Here is a 16582-nt window from a genome sequence, read left to right on the forward strand (position 1 = left end):
TCAAACAATATTTAAAAAATATGAAAATAATTAATTGTTAAAAATTTAGAAAGGAGTTCAAAAATGCTGTGTCAAAATTGTCATAAAAATAGAGCCACAATCCATTTATATGTCAATGTAAATGGTAAAAGACAGCGAATTGATTTATGTCAACATTGTTATCAACTCCTGACAAATCGACAACAAGGTTTTAATTCTAATCATAACGGAGGTGCCAATAATATGGGACAAGATCCATTTGGATTCGATAATTTCGATGATATATTTAGAGCAATGGGCGGTAATTTAAATAATAACCGCTTTAATGGTCAACAAATGAATGGAAATAACGGTGGTCGTTTTAACGGCAACGGTAGACAAAATACTGGTGGCGTTTTATCACAATATGGAATCAATATGACTGAATTAGCTAAACAGGGTAAAATTGATCCAGTCATTGGTCGAGATAAAGAAATTTCAAGAGTAATTGAAATTTTAAACCGCAGAACTAAAAACAATCCAGTTTTAATCGGTGAAGCTGGTGTTGGTAAAACTGCCGTCGTTGAAGGTTTAGCTTTAAGAATTGCTTCGGGCAACGTTCCAGAAAAATTATTGCATAAGGAAATCATTCGTTTGGACGTTGTCTCCTTAGTTCAAGGAACTGGAATCAGAGGACAATTTGAAAAGCGAATGCGCCAATTAATTAAAGAGGTCCAAGCTAATCCTAACATTATCCTCTTCATTGATGAAATTCATGAAATCATGGGTGCCGGAAATGCTAAGGGTGGCATGGATGCCGGAAACGTTTTGAAACCAGCACTTGCCCGTGGTGAATTTCAATTACTAGGTGCCACGACTATGAAAGAATACCGTGACATTGAAAAAGATTCAGCATTAGCAAGAAGATTCCAAACCGTTATTGTTAACGAGCCTTCTCCTGAAGAAGCAATCCAAATCTTAAAGGGAATTCAAAAGAAATATGAAGATTATCACCATGTTAAATATACTGATGATGCCATTAAGGCAGCTGTTAAACTATCCGATCGTTATATTCAAGACCGATTCTTACCAGATAAAGCCATTGATTTAATTGATGAAGCTGGCTCTAGAAAGAATCTAACCTTAAATGTTACCGATCCCCAAACAGTTGAAAAGCAGATCAAAAATGCTGAGCAACAAAAACAAGCTGCTTTAAAACAGGAAGATTATGAAAAAGCTGCCTACTACCGCGATCAAGAAACTAAATTAAATAAAATCAAGGCAAATGGGAATGTTAAGGATACTAAGACTCCAAAGGTAACTTCTAAGGACATGGAACAAATTGTTGAAGAAATTACTAACATCCCCGTTGGTGAACTTCAATCTAAAGAACAACAGCAACTAAGAAATCTTGCCCCTGACTTAAAGAAAAACGTTATTGGTCAAGATCAAGCAGTTGATAAAGTTGCTCAAGCAATCAAGCGAAGCCGTATTGGTTTTAATGGAACTGGCCGACCAGTTGGTTCATTCCTATTTGTTGGAACTACCGGTGTTGGTAAAACTGAACTAGCTAAACAATTAGCTCGTCAATTGTTTGGAACCAAAGACGCAATGATCAGATTAGATATGTCAGAATATCGCGAACCACAATCAGTTGCTAAATTAATTGGTTCTGCTCCTGGTTACGTTGGTTATAACGAAGGTGGTCAATTAACCGAAAAGGTTAGAAGACATCCATATAGTTTAATTCTATTGGATGAAGTTGAAAAAGCCCACCCTGACGTCTTACATGATTTCTTACAAGTCTTGGATGATGGCCGTTTAACTGATTCCCAGGGACGCACGGTTTCATTTAAAGATACTGTCATCATCATGACTAGTAATGCTGGAACCGGTGACTCAGAAGCTAACGTTGGTTTTGGCGCTAGTGCTAAGGGTGATACCCATTCGGTTATTAATCATCTAACTGATTACTTTAAGCCTGAATTTCTAAACCGTTTTGATGATATTATCCAATTCAATCAATTAAATAAGACTGATCTAAGAAAGATTGTTAACTTAATGTTATCAAGAGTTAACAAAATGCTTGCTCAACAGGGATTCCATATTGATACAACTCCTGCCGCTCAAAAGAAGATTGTTGATTTAGGCTATAATCCTTCCATGGGTGCTCGTCCATTAAGACGTGTTATTCAGGAACAGATCGAAGATAAGGTTGCTGATTATTACTTAGATCATAAAAATCATACTAATTTAATTGCCGATGTTGACAGTAAGAACAACATTTATATTAAATCAGATGATGATAAAACTAATGATCCGACCGCATCCGATCCTCAAAATTCAAAAGAATAGCTAAAACTTAAATTAAAATCAAATAACCTCATCATTAATCAAATGATGGGGTTATTTTTTTACACTTTATTAAACTAAATTCTATTAATCAATTGTCGTTCTTTAATATCGATGTCTGTAATATGATATAACGCATTAAAAACACCGTTCATAAAATCAATATTGTTAGCAAAAATTAAAGCTTCCCTTCTCACATTCCCATTACCAATTTCCTTAACAAACGGATGCTTTTCAATTGCATTTAAAATTGGTTGCGCATTATCAACTAATTGATTGCTAAACATAATCTGCCTCCCAATACTACCACCAAAAAAATACTCCTTTGCAATTAGCAAATGAGTATTTTTATTCATCATTAATTATGATTGATAAGTGCCAGGCTTCCTTCGCTAGTATTAACTAGATCAGGTTCAATGGGTATTTCTCAGCTATTAAAGCACCCCAGTGGACAGTATTTATATTTAGTTTTGTAATTAAATTATGATTTTAATACAACACTTCATCGTAATAATTAAAACCATTAAAGATTTTTATCCATATTGTAAGTCAATTTAGATAAAGTTAATCCTTCTTCCATCAAATGATGGCAGAAGTCGGTTGTCTTCTTGTTCATGTGTTGAACAATTTTATGATTTTGTTTAGTCAAAAAGTCAGTTAATTCTTGACCAGATAATTTGTTAGCTTTTTGATTAGTTTCTTCAACGTGGCGTAACATTTCTTCTCTAGAATCCGTTAAATAATCAACGTCCTCCTGTTCAAATTTATTGTAATGAGATTCAACTAACATGGATAGTTTACGATATAACCAGTAAGCACTCTGGTCATCCATTTTTACAGGAGTATTAACGTATGATGGATCAGTATCGGTAGCATTAGCGAAGAATGGAACGTATGGACTAAATGCGGGAACACCAAAGCATAGCCACATGATTGCTGATTGTCCAGCATTTACATCGTTTCTAATCTGTAAAACATGTGAATTCTGGGTTCGATTCATAGAAACCGGTCTAAATTTAAGTTTTTTATCCCTTGGACCATTGCCTAACGGATCATAATCAGTTTCGTTAAAATGGGAACCTAAGATATATTCGATGTCATTCACATTGATTTTATGTTCAGTATGACAGATAAATGGCAATTCAGTTGACATTGGATCCTGCTTAATTTCAGGATTGAAGTAACGTTGGCCAAACCATACCCGTGGCGTATTATAATGACGATCCTTTTTATTACTGGTTCCAAAAATATGCCTAAAATTAAAACCATGGTGATCAGTATTCAAATGATGTTTTTTGACGAAATCTTGAATTCCATCTGAAAACATAAAATGATCAGGATCATCAAAATCAACCTGTTGGATTGAAACCCGGTTAGAAGCCACTGCATAAGCATCATCTGGGATTCGTTCAGCTACCCAGTGGTGTCCAGTGACAATTTCCATGTACCAAATTTCATCATTATCACTAAAAATAACGCCATTGCCTTCTGGAGAACCGTACTTCTTAATTAATTGCCCTAAATATTGAACCCCATGTTTAGCAGAATGGATATATGGCAAAACCATGGATTGAAGTGAATCTTCAGCCAGGCCGTTTTTAATCCATGGATCGAATGCTAGTGCACGATCATTACCATAAACACTTTCAGTTGCACTCATTGCAACGTTTTTTTCGTTAAAACCACTTTCGGCAAAAACACCCTCTTTATCAACTTCAACGTTTGGTGTTAAAGAATAACGGTAGCCATTTTCAGGCATTGGTGCTTTAAAACCGTTTTGATTTGATTTCCAAATCAATCCCGTTTGATGATGGTACGCTGGTTTAACAAAAAATCTTTGTGGGGTTAGTGGTAAAAATGTATCATCGTTTCTGGCAATCATCGTTGAGCCATCAATTGATGCTTTTTTACCAACTAGAACCGTTGTACATGCGGATAAATGTTTGCTCATTTCAAACACCCTTTCTAAAAAATCATAGTTTAATTATAGCATCATTTGAATTATTCAAATCATTAAAAGTTTAAATCCTAAAAAATTCCATGGAAATAATTTCCGTGGAATTAATTTTAATTATAGTTTAGCTGTTAACTTAACATCCGGGTACTTGTCCTTAAACCAACGTTCAGCAAAATGATTTTCAAATAAGAACAATGGATCATTATGTTGATCTTTAACCAATATATTTCTTGATGAAGACATTTTTTCATCTAATTGGTCAGGATCAATCCATCTTGCAATCTTGTGCCCCAATGGTTTCATAATAATATCAGAATGATATTCGTTCTTCATCCGGAATTGGAAAACTTCAAATTGCAATTGACCAACAGCACCTAAAATATATTCATTCGTTGAATAAGAAGTATATAGTTGAACCGCACCTTCTTCAACTAATTGCCGAATGCCCTTATGAAATGTCTTTTGTTTCATAACATTCTTAGCAGCAACTTTAACAAATAATTCCGGAGTAAATTGTGGCAATTTCTGGAATTTAATATTTTGTTTGCCAGTATAAATGGTATCGCCAATTCTAAAATTACCGGTATCATATAAACCAATAATATCACCAGCAACGGCAGTTTGAACATTTTCCCTCGTATTTGCAATAAATTCAGTCACGTTGGATAATCTAATTTTACGTTGGGTTCTTTCAAGAGTTACGTCCATCCCACGTTTAAATTCACCGGAACAAATTCTAACGAAAGCAATTCGATCACGGTGTCTAGGATTCATATTAGCTTGAATTTTAAAAACAAATCCTGAAAAATTAGCATCATCAGGTTGCACAACTTGATCGTCCTGGGTAGTATGTTCTTCCGGTTGAGGTGCAAAATCAAGGTAAGCATCTAAAAAGGTTTGAACCCCGAAATCAGCTAAAGCTGAGCCGAAGAAAACCGGGGTTTGATCACCACGCATGATTTTATCGCGATCAAATTGATTTCCAGCAACCTGGATCAAATCCATGTTCTCCTTTGCTTCTTTGTAAATATCATCATCTTGAATTGGATTAGATTGCTTTAAATTACCATCATCATCTAATTTCAAGTATGGATGTTCAGGATCTTTTGCATGATATAAAGCAACTCTGTCATTATAACGATCATATAGCCCTTTAAAAATTTTACCGGAGCCAATTGGCCAGTTCATTGGGTAGCCTTCAATTCCTAAAACATCCTCAAGTTGGGCAATCAACTCCATTGGATCACGACTATCACGATCTAATTTGTTCATAAAGGTAAAAATCGGAATACCACGCATTTTACAAATTTTAAATAATTTTTTAGTTTGCGGTTCGATTCCCTTAGCAGAATCAATTACCATGACCGCAGAATCAACAGCCATTAGGGTTCGATAGGTATCTTCTGAAAAATCTTGATGCCCAGGGGTATCTAAAATATTGATTCGTTTGCCACCATAATCAAATTGCATCACAGAACTTGTAACTGAAATTCCACGTTTCTTTTCAATTGCCATCCAATCTGATTTAGCAAAATTACCGGTTTTTCTAGCCTTAACACTACCGGCCTTCCTTATAATGCCACCATAAAGTAATAACTGCTCAGTAATCGTAGTCTTACCTGCATCCGGATGGGAAATAATTGCAAAAGTTCGTCTTTTATCAACGGCTTGGTCTAATTTTTTGTTTTCCATGCTCTCGTCCTTTCGTCATTTACAAAACTAATGATGTTCACAAAAAGACCCTTAGTTTTAATTAAACTAAGGGTGGTTAGTTTCATTATTTATTTACTTTCCATTTTTTAGCGTCTTTTTCACCTAAATCTTCCTTAATTTTTGTGGTTGAAATACCCTTAGTTCTTGGTAAGTAAATAACTTGACAATAAGGTTTCAAAAAGTCAAATTTACCTTTCCAATCATCACCCATAACGAAGATATCAATATGATTCTTTTTAACATCATTAATTTTTTGATTCCAACTTTTTTCTGGAATGACCTTATCAACATAGCGAATTGCTTCTAAAACATATTTACGGTCCTCATATGACATATATGCTTTTTTACCTTTTTCGGCATTAAATTCATCGGTAGAAAGGCCCACCGTTAAACTATCGCCCAATGCTCTTGCACGTTTTAACAATCTAACGTGACCCTTATGTAAAAGATCAAACGTTCCATAAGTAATTACTTTTTTCATAATTTTCTCCTACTTCGTTTTAAAATAAATTATTTTTATTTTTAAAATTATCAAATTGATAATTAATTAAACATAGTTAATAGTATCATAATCAAAAAGAACGTCAATTATAATTTAAATTTATTTAGATCGTGTTCATGTTGGATCTGCCAAATATTATAAAGATATTGAATAATCACTTTAATTACTGCATAAACTGGAATAACTAGAATCATTCCCAATAGACCAGCAATATTACCAGAAGCCAGCAATAAAATAATAATGGTTAATGGGTGAATTTGCAAACTTTTACCAATTACATTCGGATAGATTAAATTCCCATCAATCTGTTGAACAATAATAACAATGATAATTACATAAATGGTTTGGGTAATACTCATTGACAAGGCAACTAAAATTGAAGGAATAATTCCAACATAGGGACCCACGTATGGCATAATATTACAAATCCCAGCAAAAACGCCAAGTAACAATGCATATTTTTGACCAATTAAGAAATATCCTAGCGAAACAAAGGTTCCAACAAAAAGACATTCAATCATTTGACCACCAATATAATGAGAAATGGTATCACTCATCTTTCTCAATAATTTAATGGTTTGGCTTCTATGTTTCTTTGGAATAAAGCGTTCAATACTTGGAATAAACTTATACCCATCTTTTAACATGTAAAATAAAATCACCGGAACCGTTACAATCATAACAACAACACTAGTTGCCATTGAAATAATTTTTCCAACGCTATTTGCAAAACCACTTAAAAATGTTTGAGCATATCCATATAAGTAATTTTGAATCTTACTAGCAAATTGCCCCACATATGGATTTCGATTATTTTTGGAAATTTTACTAACGGTTGTTTCTGTCATTTTAGTAAAATGCGGAATATTAGCAATTAAATTACTAACTTGTGAGATTAAATGTGGCAAAAATGATAACAAAATATAAATAATGATTCCAATCATCAATAAGAAAACAATTGTAACGGCCCAATTTCTAGAAACGTGTTTTCGTTTACTAATTTTAATTTTCATCAATAATTTAATAATGGGATTCAACATATAATATAAAAATCCAGAAATTAAAATTGGTGTAAAAATTGCTGAAATAAAAATACCAATGGGCGAAAAAATAAAATGCATTTTAGTACAAAGGTAAATAATTGCAACAACAATTAAAAGTTCTAAAGACCACATGATGATTGGCGTTTGCTTCAATTTATTAAAAATATCCAATCCCTCCGTTAATTTTGAACGATTCGATCAATCCAGGAATTGATATCATCCATCAAAAATCCCCTTCGATAAAGTTTCTGCTTTGTTTTTAAAATTCGTTTTGATAAATCATAACCGCGGTTTTGATGCCAAATTTGTTGGCCCTTTTGATTCAATAGTTGTCGTTGGTGATCATCATCTGGCTGAAATTCAATTTGAGTCATAATTTCATCAATTTGTGGATACGAAAAGCCCTTTCTGACCATTCCAATTTTAGTCTTCTGGATTCGTTTTCGAAATGCATCATGTTGGTGTTTTTTAAAAATCCGTTCAGCTTGATAAACTCCATTATCAATCAATTGATGATGTTCATAATTATTATCGATTGCTTCATCAATCAAATTTTCATCGATGTGTTTCAGCTTTAGCTGTTCAATAATTTTGTTCGGTCCAAAAGCATTAATTCTCATTTTAGTCCGAACATAACTATTGGCATAATTCCTGTCATCAACTAGTTTTTCATTTTTTAAATGTTGAACGACCATTTCAATTGCATCAGGATCATCAGTAATTGACTTTAATTTTACACGGATTTCGTTCTCAGTCCGAAGCTGATTGGCCAAATAATCAATTGCCCGGTTATAAAGTTTTGAAATATTATCAGCATGTTCTAATTTCTGCTTTAATTTTTCATCAACTTCCATCCCTTTAAAAACACGGTACTTAATCATCACACTTTCACTGATTGGAAAAGCATAGTGTTGATTAATATAAACATTGTAGCGGCCCTTTCTCTTTTGAGCCTTAATTTTAGTAATTTTATTAGCCAATTGACCACCTTCTTAATTTATAAATTAACGTTCCAATTGAATTCTGCTATACTTATTTTTAAAAACAATCCCAAATTAAGGAGTTATTAAATAAAATGATCAGAGCTCACGTAGTATTTGCAACCATCACCGGAAATAATGAGGATGTCGCTGATATTGTCGATGAAGGACTAGAAGATTTAGGCATTCAAGTTAAAGAATCCGAAATATCACAAACAGACGCTAGCGACTTAAAAGATGCTGACATCTGTGTTGTTTGTGCTTATACCTATAATGGCGGTTCACTTCCAGAAGAAGGAATGGATTTTTTCGATGATTTAAATCAATTAAATCTATCTGGAAAAATATATGGTGTTGCAGGATCTGGTGATACCTATTATCAAGAATACTACAACGTTGCCGTTGATGCTTTTGATAAAGCCTTCCAAAAAGCTAATGCCATTAAGGGATCAGCTAACGTCAAAATTAATTTAGAACCTGAAGCTAAGGATATTAAAACACTAGATCAATTTAGTGCCAATTTAGTCCAAAAGTATAAGGACCTCCAAAAATAATTGTTGAATATTCAACGATTATTTTTTTAGTTTTAATTTTGAACTTGAATCAATAATCTTTTGAAACGATCGGCTTTCAGTAATCTTACCGGTCATTAATTCTTGAAAAGAAGCATTAACAACCGCACCGAATAAAACGATGATTCCAAGAAAGTATAGCCAAAACATTAAAATAATAAATGCACCTAATGTTTTATAAGCATCTAAACCGTGACTAAAGTAAACGATAAACGTTGAAAACAACCTTGAAAGTAATAATGAACCAATCCCACTAATCAGAGCGCCAATCCAAACGTACCTTATTTTAGTTGATACACTCGGAATAAAGTAAAATATTAGAAGGTTAACTCCAAATAAAATGATTAAAAACAGTGGCCATTTCATCGTTCTAAATACAAATGAAATAATAGAATTAGGGATAATATGATTTAAAATTGATTGACCAAATTCAAGAAATAAAATTAAGGCCATTGATGAAATTGCTGTTAAAAGCAATAATACAAATGAAATGATTCGGTTAATAATCGTATTATAGCCCTTAATTCCATAAATTTTATTAATAACCCGTTTAAATGCCGCAATTCCACGACTAGCTGACCAAATCAAAATTAAAATATTAATCGATAATTGACCTTCATCACCGGAATGTTCGGCTGAATTAATCATCGGCATCACAATTTGAATAATTCTCGGTGGTAATATCATTTTAATGTATGTAAAAAATGACTGAAAATCAATACCGACTAGGTGCAAAATAGCAATTGTCATCATTAAAATTGGAATTAATGACAGTAAAATATAGTAAGCGAGCACGACTGAAGAATCGGATATTTCACCCATTTGATAATGATTTAAAAGAATTTTTAAAAATTTTTTAAATTTCATTAATTAATATCATTTCCTTTAAAAGTGCTATAAATTGCATTTAAGATTCGAATCGAAGCCTTTCCGTCTCCATAGGGATTTTTAGCTAACGCCATCTTTCGGTATTCATCAGGATGGTCCAACAATTGTTCCATGTTGAATTTTATTTTATCCGGATCAGTTCCAACTAATTTTAAAGTCCCGGCTTTAACCCCTTCTGGACGTTCTGTTTCTTCTCTTAAAACTAATACCGGCTTTTCTAGTGATGGTGCTTCTTCCTGAACCCCACCGGAATCGGTCATAATAAAGTAACTCCTGGCGGCGAGGTTATGAAAATCAACAACGTCAAGTGGAGCAGTTAAATGAACCCGTTTAACATGGTCAAATTCTTCATGGGCCACTTTTTGAACTGCCGGACTTAAGTGAACCGGATAAACAATTTCTACGTCTGGATGCTTAGCTAATTCAGCTTTAATTGCTTTAAATGTCCTTTTCATTGGTTCCCCATGGTTTTCTCTCCGGTGCATCGTAAGCAAAATCATTCGGTGATTTTTATCAACATGATTTAAAACCTCGTGGGAGTAATTTTTACTAACCGTTTGATCCAGTGCATCAATTGCCGTATTCCCGGTAATAAAAATATGATTTCTATCATGATGTTCTTTTAATAAATTTTGCCGGCTTAACTTAGTTGGTGCAAAATATAAGTCTGCTAAAACATCAGTTAATTGCCGATTCATCTCCTCTGGATAAGGTGAATATTTATCCCAGGTTCTTAACCCCGCTTCAACATGCCCTAGTTTAATCTGATGGTAAAAGCTGCTGACAGCCGCGGCAAAAGTAGTTGTCGTATCACCGTGAACTAAGATAATGTCAGGCTTGTTATCATCTAAAATTCGATCTAATTTACTAATCACGGTCGTTGTAATCTGACTTAACGTCTGATTATTTTTCATGATATTCAAATCATAATCCGGTACGATGTGAAAAACATGCAAAACCTGATCAAGCATCTCACGATGTTGAGCCGTTACCAACGTAATGGGTTTAAATTTTCCCGGATTTTGTTTCATTTTTAAAATGATCGGCGCCATTTTAATGGCTTCTGGTCGCGTTCCAAAAATCGTCATAACTTTGATTGGAGCAGTCATTTATAAAACCTCCAAATATAAACAATAGTTAATTTAATTATAACAAAACTTAAGTAGTGATAACATATTATTGATGATTTAAATTATCATTGGCTAATTTATGTTAAAATAATAATGTTTTTCTAAACCATTAATTCAATTAATTAAGGAGAATTAAATAAAGTGGAAAAAATCGGTTTAATCGTTCCTTGTTATAACGAAGAACAGTCAATCAAATTATTTTATAAGACAACTGATCAAGTCTTTCAAAAGATGAACCAAGATGAAAAGAAATATGAGCCCGAATATTTATTCATTAATGACGGATCTAGTGACAATACACTAAAAATCATGAAGGATTTACAAAGGGAACATCCTGAATATGTTCACTACGTTTCATTTTCTAGAAATTTTGGTAAAGAATCGGCAATGGCTGCCGGATTAAATAATATTAACGGTGATTACGTTGCAGTCATGGACGTTGATTTGCAAGATCCGCCGGCTTTATTACCTAAAATGTTAAAGATCATTCAGACTCAGGACTATGATTGCGTTGGATGCATTCAAACTAGCCGGAAACAAAATCCAGTTAGAGCATTTTTGTCATCACAATTTTATAAGGTCATGGATTGGTTATCAGACGTTCAAGTTAAACCCAACGTTCGTGACTATCGTCTAATGACCAGACAATTTGTCGATGCCGTTTTAGAGCTTCATGAATATAATCGTTTTACCAAGGGTATTTTCACATGGGTTGGTTTTAACACCACCTATATTAAATATCCGGGACAAAAACGTGCTGCCGGCCATTCACACTGGTCAATGTATCAACTATTAGAATATTCACTTGAAGGCATTATTGATTTTTCTGATGCTCCTCTAAAATTTGCAACCCTAGTTGGTGGAATTTCTTGCTTTTTATCAATCATCGGATTACTATTTGTTGTTATTCGTGCTATCTTCTACCAAGATTCGGTTGCGGGATGGCCATCCCTCGTTTCAATCATTCTTTTAATTGGTGGCATCCAACTATTCTGCTTAGGGATTGTCGGTAATTACATTGGCAAAATCTATTTAGAATCCAAGAATCGACCAAAATACATCATAAAGGAAAAGAAATAGTGTATGAAAAAATTAATTAATTTGTATCAACAAAATAAGCAAGTAATTTCATATCTATTTTGGGGTGTACTAACAACCATTGTTAGTATTGCTGTTTATGAACTACTAATTTTTAGCCTTCCCCAAATCAAATTTAGGATTACAATCATTGGCGCCATTTCACAATTTGCTGGAATTGTTTTTGCATATTTCACCAACCGAAAGTATGTTTTTTATTCTAATGCCCACAATTTGGCCGAACAGATAAAAGAATTTTGGTACTTTTTCTTGGGCAGAGCTGGTGCCTCAGCAATTGAAATTATTCTTGTTGACATTCTAGTTAACGTTGGGATGCAATCTAAAATTGAGGAATCAATTGCGAATATTATTGGTAATGTCTTTGTTGTGATTGCTAATTATTTCTGGTCAAAATTAGTTGTCTTCAAAAAAACATCAAAATAGAATCATAATTTTATTTTAGATTGACTTTTAAAATCACAGAATTTATAATAATGTTAATTTAAATTTAATCGTGTTAAAAACATTGAGCGGAGTAGTAGCTTTTTCATTAGAAATCTAAGCGAATCCTAGGTCGGTGAAATAGGATATTTCAAAAAAAGCAAAGTAAACCGTGAGTTGTGGATATGATTTTAATTGTAGTAGCCACTGGGATTGCGCCCATTACAGCAATGGAGTATCACTTACCAAGTAAGTCGTACTCTTTAAGCAGTCGATGTTTCGTCATCGAAATCAAGGTGGTACCGCGCAAAAGGCGTCCTTAGTTAAAAACTAAGGACGCCTTTTTTGTTTTTACATAGTTTAAATTAATAAGGAGGAATTATGAATGAATATTCATCTATCAAAGAAACAGTACATCATTTTATCATCATTACTATTCGGCCTGTTCTTTGGCGCTGGTAATTTAATTTTTCCAATCCACCTTGGTCAGTTAAGTAACACGAACTGGATTTTTGCAACGATTGGATTCTTATTGTCGTCAATCCTTTTACCATTACTCTCCATTCAAGCCATCAGTAAAACGGAAAGCAATAGCATGTTTGATCTAGCACTACCAACTGGCTCCATTTTTGCTTTTATTTTTATGGCTTTGACCCACTTATCATTAGGGGTTCTAATTGCGTCTCCTAGAACAGCAACTGTAACATATTCCATGGGAATTCAGCCATTACTTCCAACTCGTGATAATCAAATTGGTCTCTTCATTTTTTCATTAATTTTCTTCGGGGGTTCATATTGGCTCGCATTTAAATCAAATCAAATTACTAAATACGTTGGTAAATTTTTGAATCCGGTATTTATTCTATTGATTCTCTTTCTTTTTATCCTTGCTTTCGTTATTAAGGGTGACTTTAGAAATCTTCCCATCATTAGTCATAATGGTCAAAATGCAAGTAATTTAGCAACCGGATTTTTGCAGGGATACAACACAATGGATGCCTTAGCTGGATTAGGGTTTGGGGTTGCTATTATCGCATCGTTAAAATTTTTTGGATTAAAAACAAAACGACAACGATCAAAAGCCGTTTCTAAAATTGGCATGCTGACAATGGGATTCGAAGCATTGATTTATATCTTTTTAATTGCATTAGGTGTCATCAGTTTAAAATATACTTCAATCAGTGCTAATGGTGGGATTGCCTTTACCGAAATTATGAAGCACTATACCGGTGTATTTGGTGCTGCATTATTAGCTACTCTGACATTATTGGCATGTTTAACAACTGAAATTGGATTAATTAGTTCCCTTTCCCAAGATTGGGCTAATCGATTTCCCAAGTTGGGTTATCATTTCTTTTTAACACTTTCAACAATCGGATCATTTATTATTGCTAATTTTGGTTTAACTAAAATTATTACGTATTCATCACCAATATTAGAATTATTATATCCAATTGCAATTGCTTTGATTATTTTAGGCGTTTTAAATCGATATCTCGAACAAAATCAAATCATCTACAAAACAACGATTATTTTCACAGCCATTCCAGCAATTCTAGATTTCATCCATAGTTTGCCTGCACCGATTAATCAAACCGCTTTTGTCTATCATTTAAGCCAATGGTGTAATTCATCCATTCCATTATTCAACGTTGGATTGGATTTTATCCCATTTATGTTATTCGGACTTATAATTAGTTTTATCTGGGTAAAAATAAGAAAAATAGCTTAAAATAAAAAGCACACAATCCTCGGCAAATTAAACAAGGTTTGTGTGCTCTATTAATTATTTATTGAATATTACCGGTCATGATTCCACCAATTACAACCAGAATCAATCCTAAAATGACGAACGTTAATTCACGCTTACTCTTGTGTTCACCGATAATAAAGATTCCACTTAAGGTTGATACGATGACACACATTTGAGAAATTGTGAATCCCGTTGCGACCCCATTCAAATGGGTCGAAATTAAATAAACAAATGCAGCTAATCCAAATAAAAATCCGGTCGACATATTCAAAATTGAATGCCTGCTGAACAGTGAATCCTTAACTGGATTTTGTTTTGATAATCCAATTGAAAAAATAACCGCCGTAATCAGCATCCCTAAAATCTGCGGAAAGAGTGCACTCCAGCCATCAGCGTTAGCAATCCTCGGAAAGGCAGAATATCCTGCATAACCAAAAGTACCAAATAGCAGTAATAATACCCCCTCTTTTAAAGCAGCAGAATTAATTTTATTATCGCTATCCGTTTTAGTGGTTAAAGCAATTCCAATGATAATTAAAACAATGGCAGAGAATCCAATGATTTTAAATTCAATTGAATTCCATTCACCAAAAAATAAAACACCAATCAGTGAATTACCAACTAGTTGCATGCCAGTTGATATTGGCATTGCCGTTGAAACCCCAATTTTTGTAAATGAAGTGTACTGGGTCAATTGACCAAAAGTCCAAAAAATGCCAGAAAGCAAACACCACCAAAAAGTACTTGCTGATATCTCAGGCCTTTTAATTAAATATACAATTAGAGCAATAATGAAAGCACCATACGTCGTTCCAATTAATTGATTAATGGGACGCCCACCAGATTTATTAACGGCAACTGGCATTAGCCCCCATAAAAGAGCCGGAATTAAGCCAATTAAAATATTCATAAAATCACCTTTCATATAAAAATAACAACGATTTCATTTTAATTGTTTTGAGCCTTAATATCACGCAATTTAAACTAAAACTATTCAAAGAAAATTAAATATATTATAATGAATATAATTTCTTTGATTTTACTAGTCTAAGAAAAATGTTATAATAGTAACACGTGTTAGCGCTTACAATATCATCATAATAATATCTAACATAGGAGGAATTATTAATGAAAACTCTAGCATTACTTGTTGGGTTAGGCCCATTAATCGGATGGGGTGTTTATCCGACAGTTGCTTCTAAGTTTGGTGGCAAGCCAACTAATCAAATTTTAGGATCAACAATTGGAACTTTTATTTTTGCTTTGTTCTTCGCCTTAATTCAGGGGGTTAACCTTGTTTCTGGCGCAAGTTTAATTCTATCAATACTATCTGGTGCTGGTTGGGCATTTGGCCAAATCATGTCATTCAAATCATTCACCCTGGTTGGATCATCAAGAGTAATGCCGATTACAACGGCACTTCAATTGATTGTAACTGCCCTTTGGGGAGTTTTTGCACTTGGTAATTGGCCAACATTTTCTGATAAAATAATTGGATTTATTGCTTTAATTGTTATCATTATTGGTGCAACAATGACAGCTTGGACAGAACATAAGACCAAGGAAAATTCCAGTAATTTAAGAAAAGCTGTTTTGTTCCTAGTTATTGGTGTCATTGGATACTGGGCATATTCAGCTGCTCCGCAAGCAGCCCATGTTGATGGGATGCATGCATTTTTACCACAATCGGTTGGAATGGTAATCACCGCTGTTATCTATTGCCTATTAAAAGTAAAAGAAAATAACGTCTTTAAACAATCAGTTTCATATAAACAAATCATTTCAGGTTTCTTCTTTGCCTTTGCAGCACTAACATACTTAATTTCAGCTCAACCCAACATGAATGGACTAGCAACTGGATTTGTACTATCACAAACTTCCGTTGTCTTAGCAACATTAACCGGGGTATACTTCTTACATGAAACTAAGACTAAAAAGGAAACAATTATTACCATTATCGGTTTAATTTTAATCGTTGCTTCTGCCTCTGTTACAGCATTTATTAGATAATTTAAGCATTAAATTTAATTAAATCTATAAATAAAAAAGCTTCAGGTATAAATACATAAATACCTGAAGCTTTTTATATTCCAATGATTATGGTCCCACTCGGATTTGAACCGAGATCAGCCGCTTAGGAGGCGGACGCACTATCCTGTTATGCTATGGGACCACAACAATTGTATATTTTCTCACGATTAAATCGTAAAGTAAAG

Annotated in this window: 15 protein-coding genes, 1 tRNA gene, 1 riboswitch and 1 other annotated feature; of the genes, 6 read left to right on the forward strand and 10 right to left on the reverse strand. The window is 33.6% G+C overall.

Annotated elements, in window-relative coordinates:
• The first annotated feature begins 63 nt into the window (after window positions 1–63).
• The gene (locus tag WR164_RS05360) at window positions 64–2313 is read left to right on the forward strand and encodes an ATP-dependent Clp protease ATP-binding subunit (RefSeq protein ID WP_286136505.1); all 2250 of its coding nucleotides are present in this window, start codon (window positions 64–66) and stop codon (window positions 2311–2313) included.
• A gap of 74 nt (window positions 2314–2387) precedes the next feature.
• Here the strand turns inward: WR164_RS05360 and WR164_RS05365 are convergent, their stop codons facing one another.
• From WR164_RS05365 to WR164_RS05390, 6 genes are all read right to left on the reverse strand, one after another.
• Window positions 2388–2597 (reverse strand): hypothetical protein, encoded by a 210-nt coding sequence (locus WR164_RS05365; protein ID WP_286136506.1) that lies wholly within the window; start codon window positions 2595–2597, stop codon window positions 2388–2390.
• 78 nt (window positions 2598–2675) lie between these two features.
• Window positions 2676–2767: riboswitch (TPP riboswitch) on the reverse strand.
• Window positions 2768–2833: 66 nt separating this feature from the next.
• Window positions 2834–4261 (reverse strand): C69 family dipeptidase, encoded by a 1428-nt coding sequence (locus WR164_RS05370; RefSeq protein WP_286136507.1) that lies wholly within the window; start codon window positions 4259–4261, stop codon window positions 2834–2836.
• A gap of 120 nt (window positions 4262–4381) precedes the next feature.
• Window positions 4382–5959 carry a peptide chain release factor 3 gene (locus tag WR164_RS05375; RefSeq protein ID WP_286136508.1) on the reverse strand — a complete coding sequence of 526 codons (1578 nt, stop codon included), beginning with the start codon at window positions 5957–5959 and terminating at the stop codon, window positions 4382–4384.
• An 85-nt stretch (window positions 5960–6044) separates the two neighbouring features.
• Window positions 6045–6461, reverse strand: coding sequence for a glycerol-3-phosphate cytidylyltransferase (tagD, locus tag WR164_RS05380; RefSeq protein ID WP_286136509.1), 417 nt, complete (start codon window positions 6459–6461; stop codon window positions 6045–6047).
• A 107-nt stretch (window positions 6462–6568) separates the two neighbouring features.
• Window positions 6569–7696 carry an AI-2E family transporter gene (locus WR164_RS05385; RefSeq protein ID WP_286136510.1) on the reverse strand — a complete coding sequence of 376 codons (1128 nt, stop codon included), beginning with the start codon at window positions 7694–7696 and terminating at the stop codon, window positions 6569–6571.
• Between the two features lie 8 nt (window positions 7697–7704).
• Window positions 7705–8505, reverse strand: coding sequence for a RecX family transcriptional regulator (locus tag WR164_RS05390; protein WP_286136511.1), 801 nt, complete (start codon window positions 8503–8505; stop codon window positions 7705–7707).
• A 95-nt stretch (window positions 8506–8600) separates the two neighbouring features.
• On the opposite strand from WR164_RS05390, the gene WR164_RS05395 reads away from it, so the two are divergent.
• Window positions 8601–9059 (forward strand): flavodoxin, encoded by a 459-nt coding sequence (locus WR164_RS05395; RefSeq protein WP_286136512.1) that lies wholly within the window; start codon window positions 8601–8603, stop codon window positions 9057–9059.
• Window positions 9060–9077: 18 nt separating this feature from the next.
• Here WR164_RS05395 and WR164_RS05400 read toward each other — a convergent pair whose 3' ends face one another.
• Together WR164_RS05400 and wecB are read right to left on the reverse strand one after the other, a co-directional pair.
• Complete coding sequence (locus WR164_RS05400) at window positions 9078–9944, reverse strand: YihY/virulence factor BrkB family protein (RefSeq protein ID WP_286136513.1); 867 nt, start codon at window positions 9942–9944, stop codon at window positions 9078–9080.
• Window positions 9944–11074, reverse strand: coding sequence for a non-hydrolyzing UDP-N-acetylglucosamine 2-epimerase (wecB, locus tag WR164_RS05405; protein ID WP_286136514.1), 1131 nt, complete (start codon window positions 11072–11074; stop codon window positions 9944–9946). Before wecB ends, WR164_RS05400 begins: the two co-directional genes overlap by 1 nt.
• A gap of 162 nt (window positions 11075–11236) precedes the next feature.
• Between wecB and WR164_RS05410 the strand changes: the two genes are divergently transcribed.
• From WR164_RS05410 to brnQ, 3 genes are all read left to right on the forward strand, one after another.
• Entirely contained in the window at window positions 11237–12175 is a 939-nt protein-coding gene (locus WR164_RS05410) for a glycosyltransferase family 2 protein (RefSeq protein WP_286136515.1), read from the forward strand.
• 3 nt (window positions 12176–12178) lie between these two features.
• Entirely contained in the window at window positions 12179–12616 is a 438-nt protein-coding gene (locus WR164_RS05415; RefSeq protein WP_286136516.1) for a GtrA family protein, read from the forward strand.
• A gap of 73 nt (window positions 12617–12689) precedes the next feature.
• Window positions 12690–12937 (forward strand) — a binding site (T-box leader).
• A 61-nt stretch (window positions 12938–12998) separates the two neighbouring features.
• Window positions 12999–14345 (forward strand): branched-chain amino acid transport system II carrier protein, encoded by a 1347-nt coding sequence (gene brnQ, locus WR164_RS05420; RefSeq protein ID WP_286136517.1) that lies wholly within the window; start codon window positions 12999–13001, stop codon window positions 14343–14345.
• Window positions 14346–14403: 58 nt separating this feature from the next.
• On the opposite strand, the gene WR164_RS05425 is transcribed toward brnQ, so the two are convergent.
• The gene (locus WR164_RS05425) at window positions 14404–15276 is read right to left on the reverse strand and encodes a GRP family sugar transporter (protein ID WP_286136518.1); all 873 of its coding nucleotides are present in this window, start codon (window positions 15274–15276) and stop codon (window positions 14404–14406) included.
• 218 nt (window positions 15277–15494) lie between these two features.
• On the opposite strand from WR164_RS05425, the gene rbsU reads away from it, so the two are divergent.
• Entirely contained in the window at window positions 15495–16376 is an 882-nt protein-coding gene (gene rbsU / locus WR164_RS05430; RefSeq protein ID WP_286136519.1) for a ribose/proton symporter RbsU, read from the forward strand.
• 90 nt (window positions 16377–16466) lie between these two features.
• Here rbsU and WR164_RS05435 read toward each other — a convergent pair.
• Window positions 16467–16539 (reverse strand) — tRNA-Arg (locus WR164_RS05435).
• Between the last annotated feature and the right edge of the window lie 43 nt (window positions 16540–16582).

This window comes from Philodulcilactobacillus myokonensis (genome assembly GCF_027923585.1).
In the GTDB taxonomy this organism is placed as follows: Bacteria; Bacillota; Bacilli; order Lactobacillales; family Lactobacillaceae; genus Philodulcilactobacillus; species Philodulcilactobacillus myokonensis.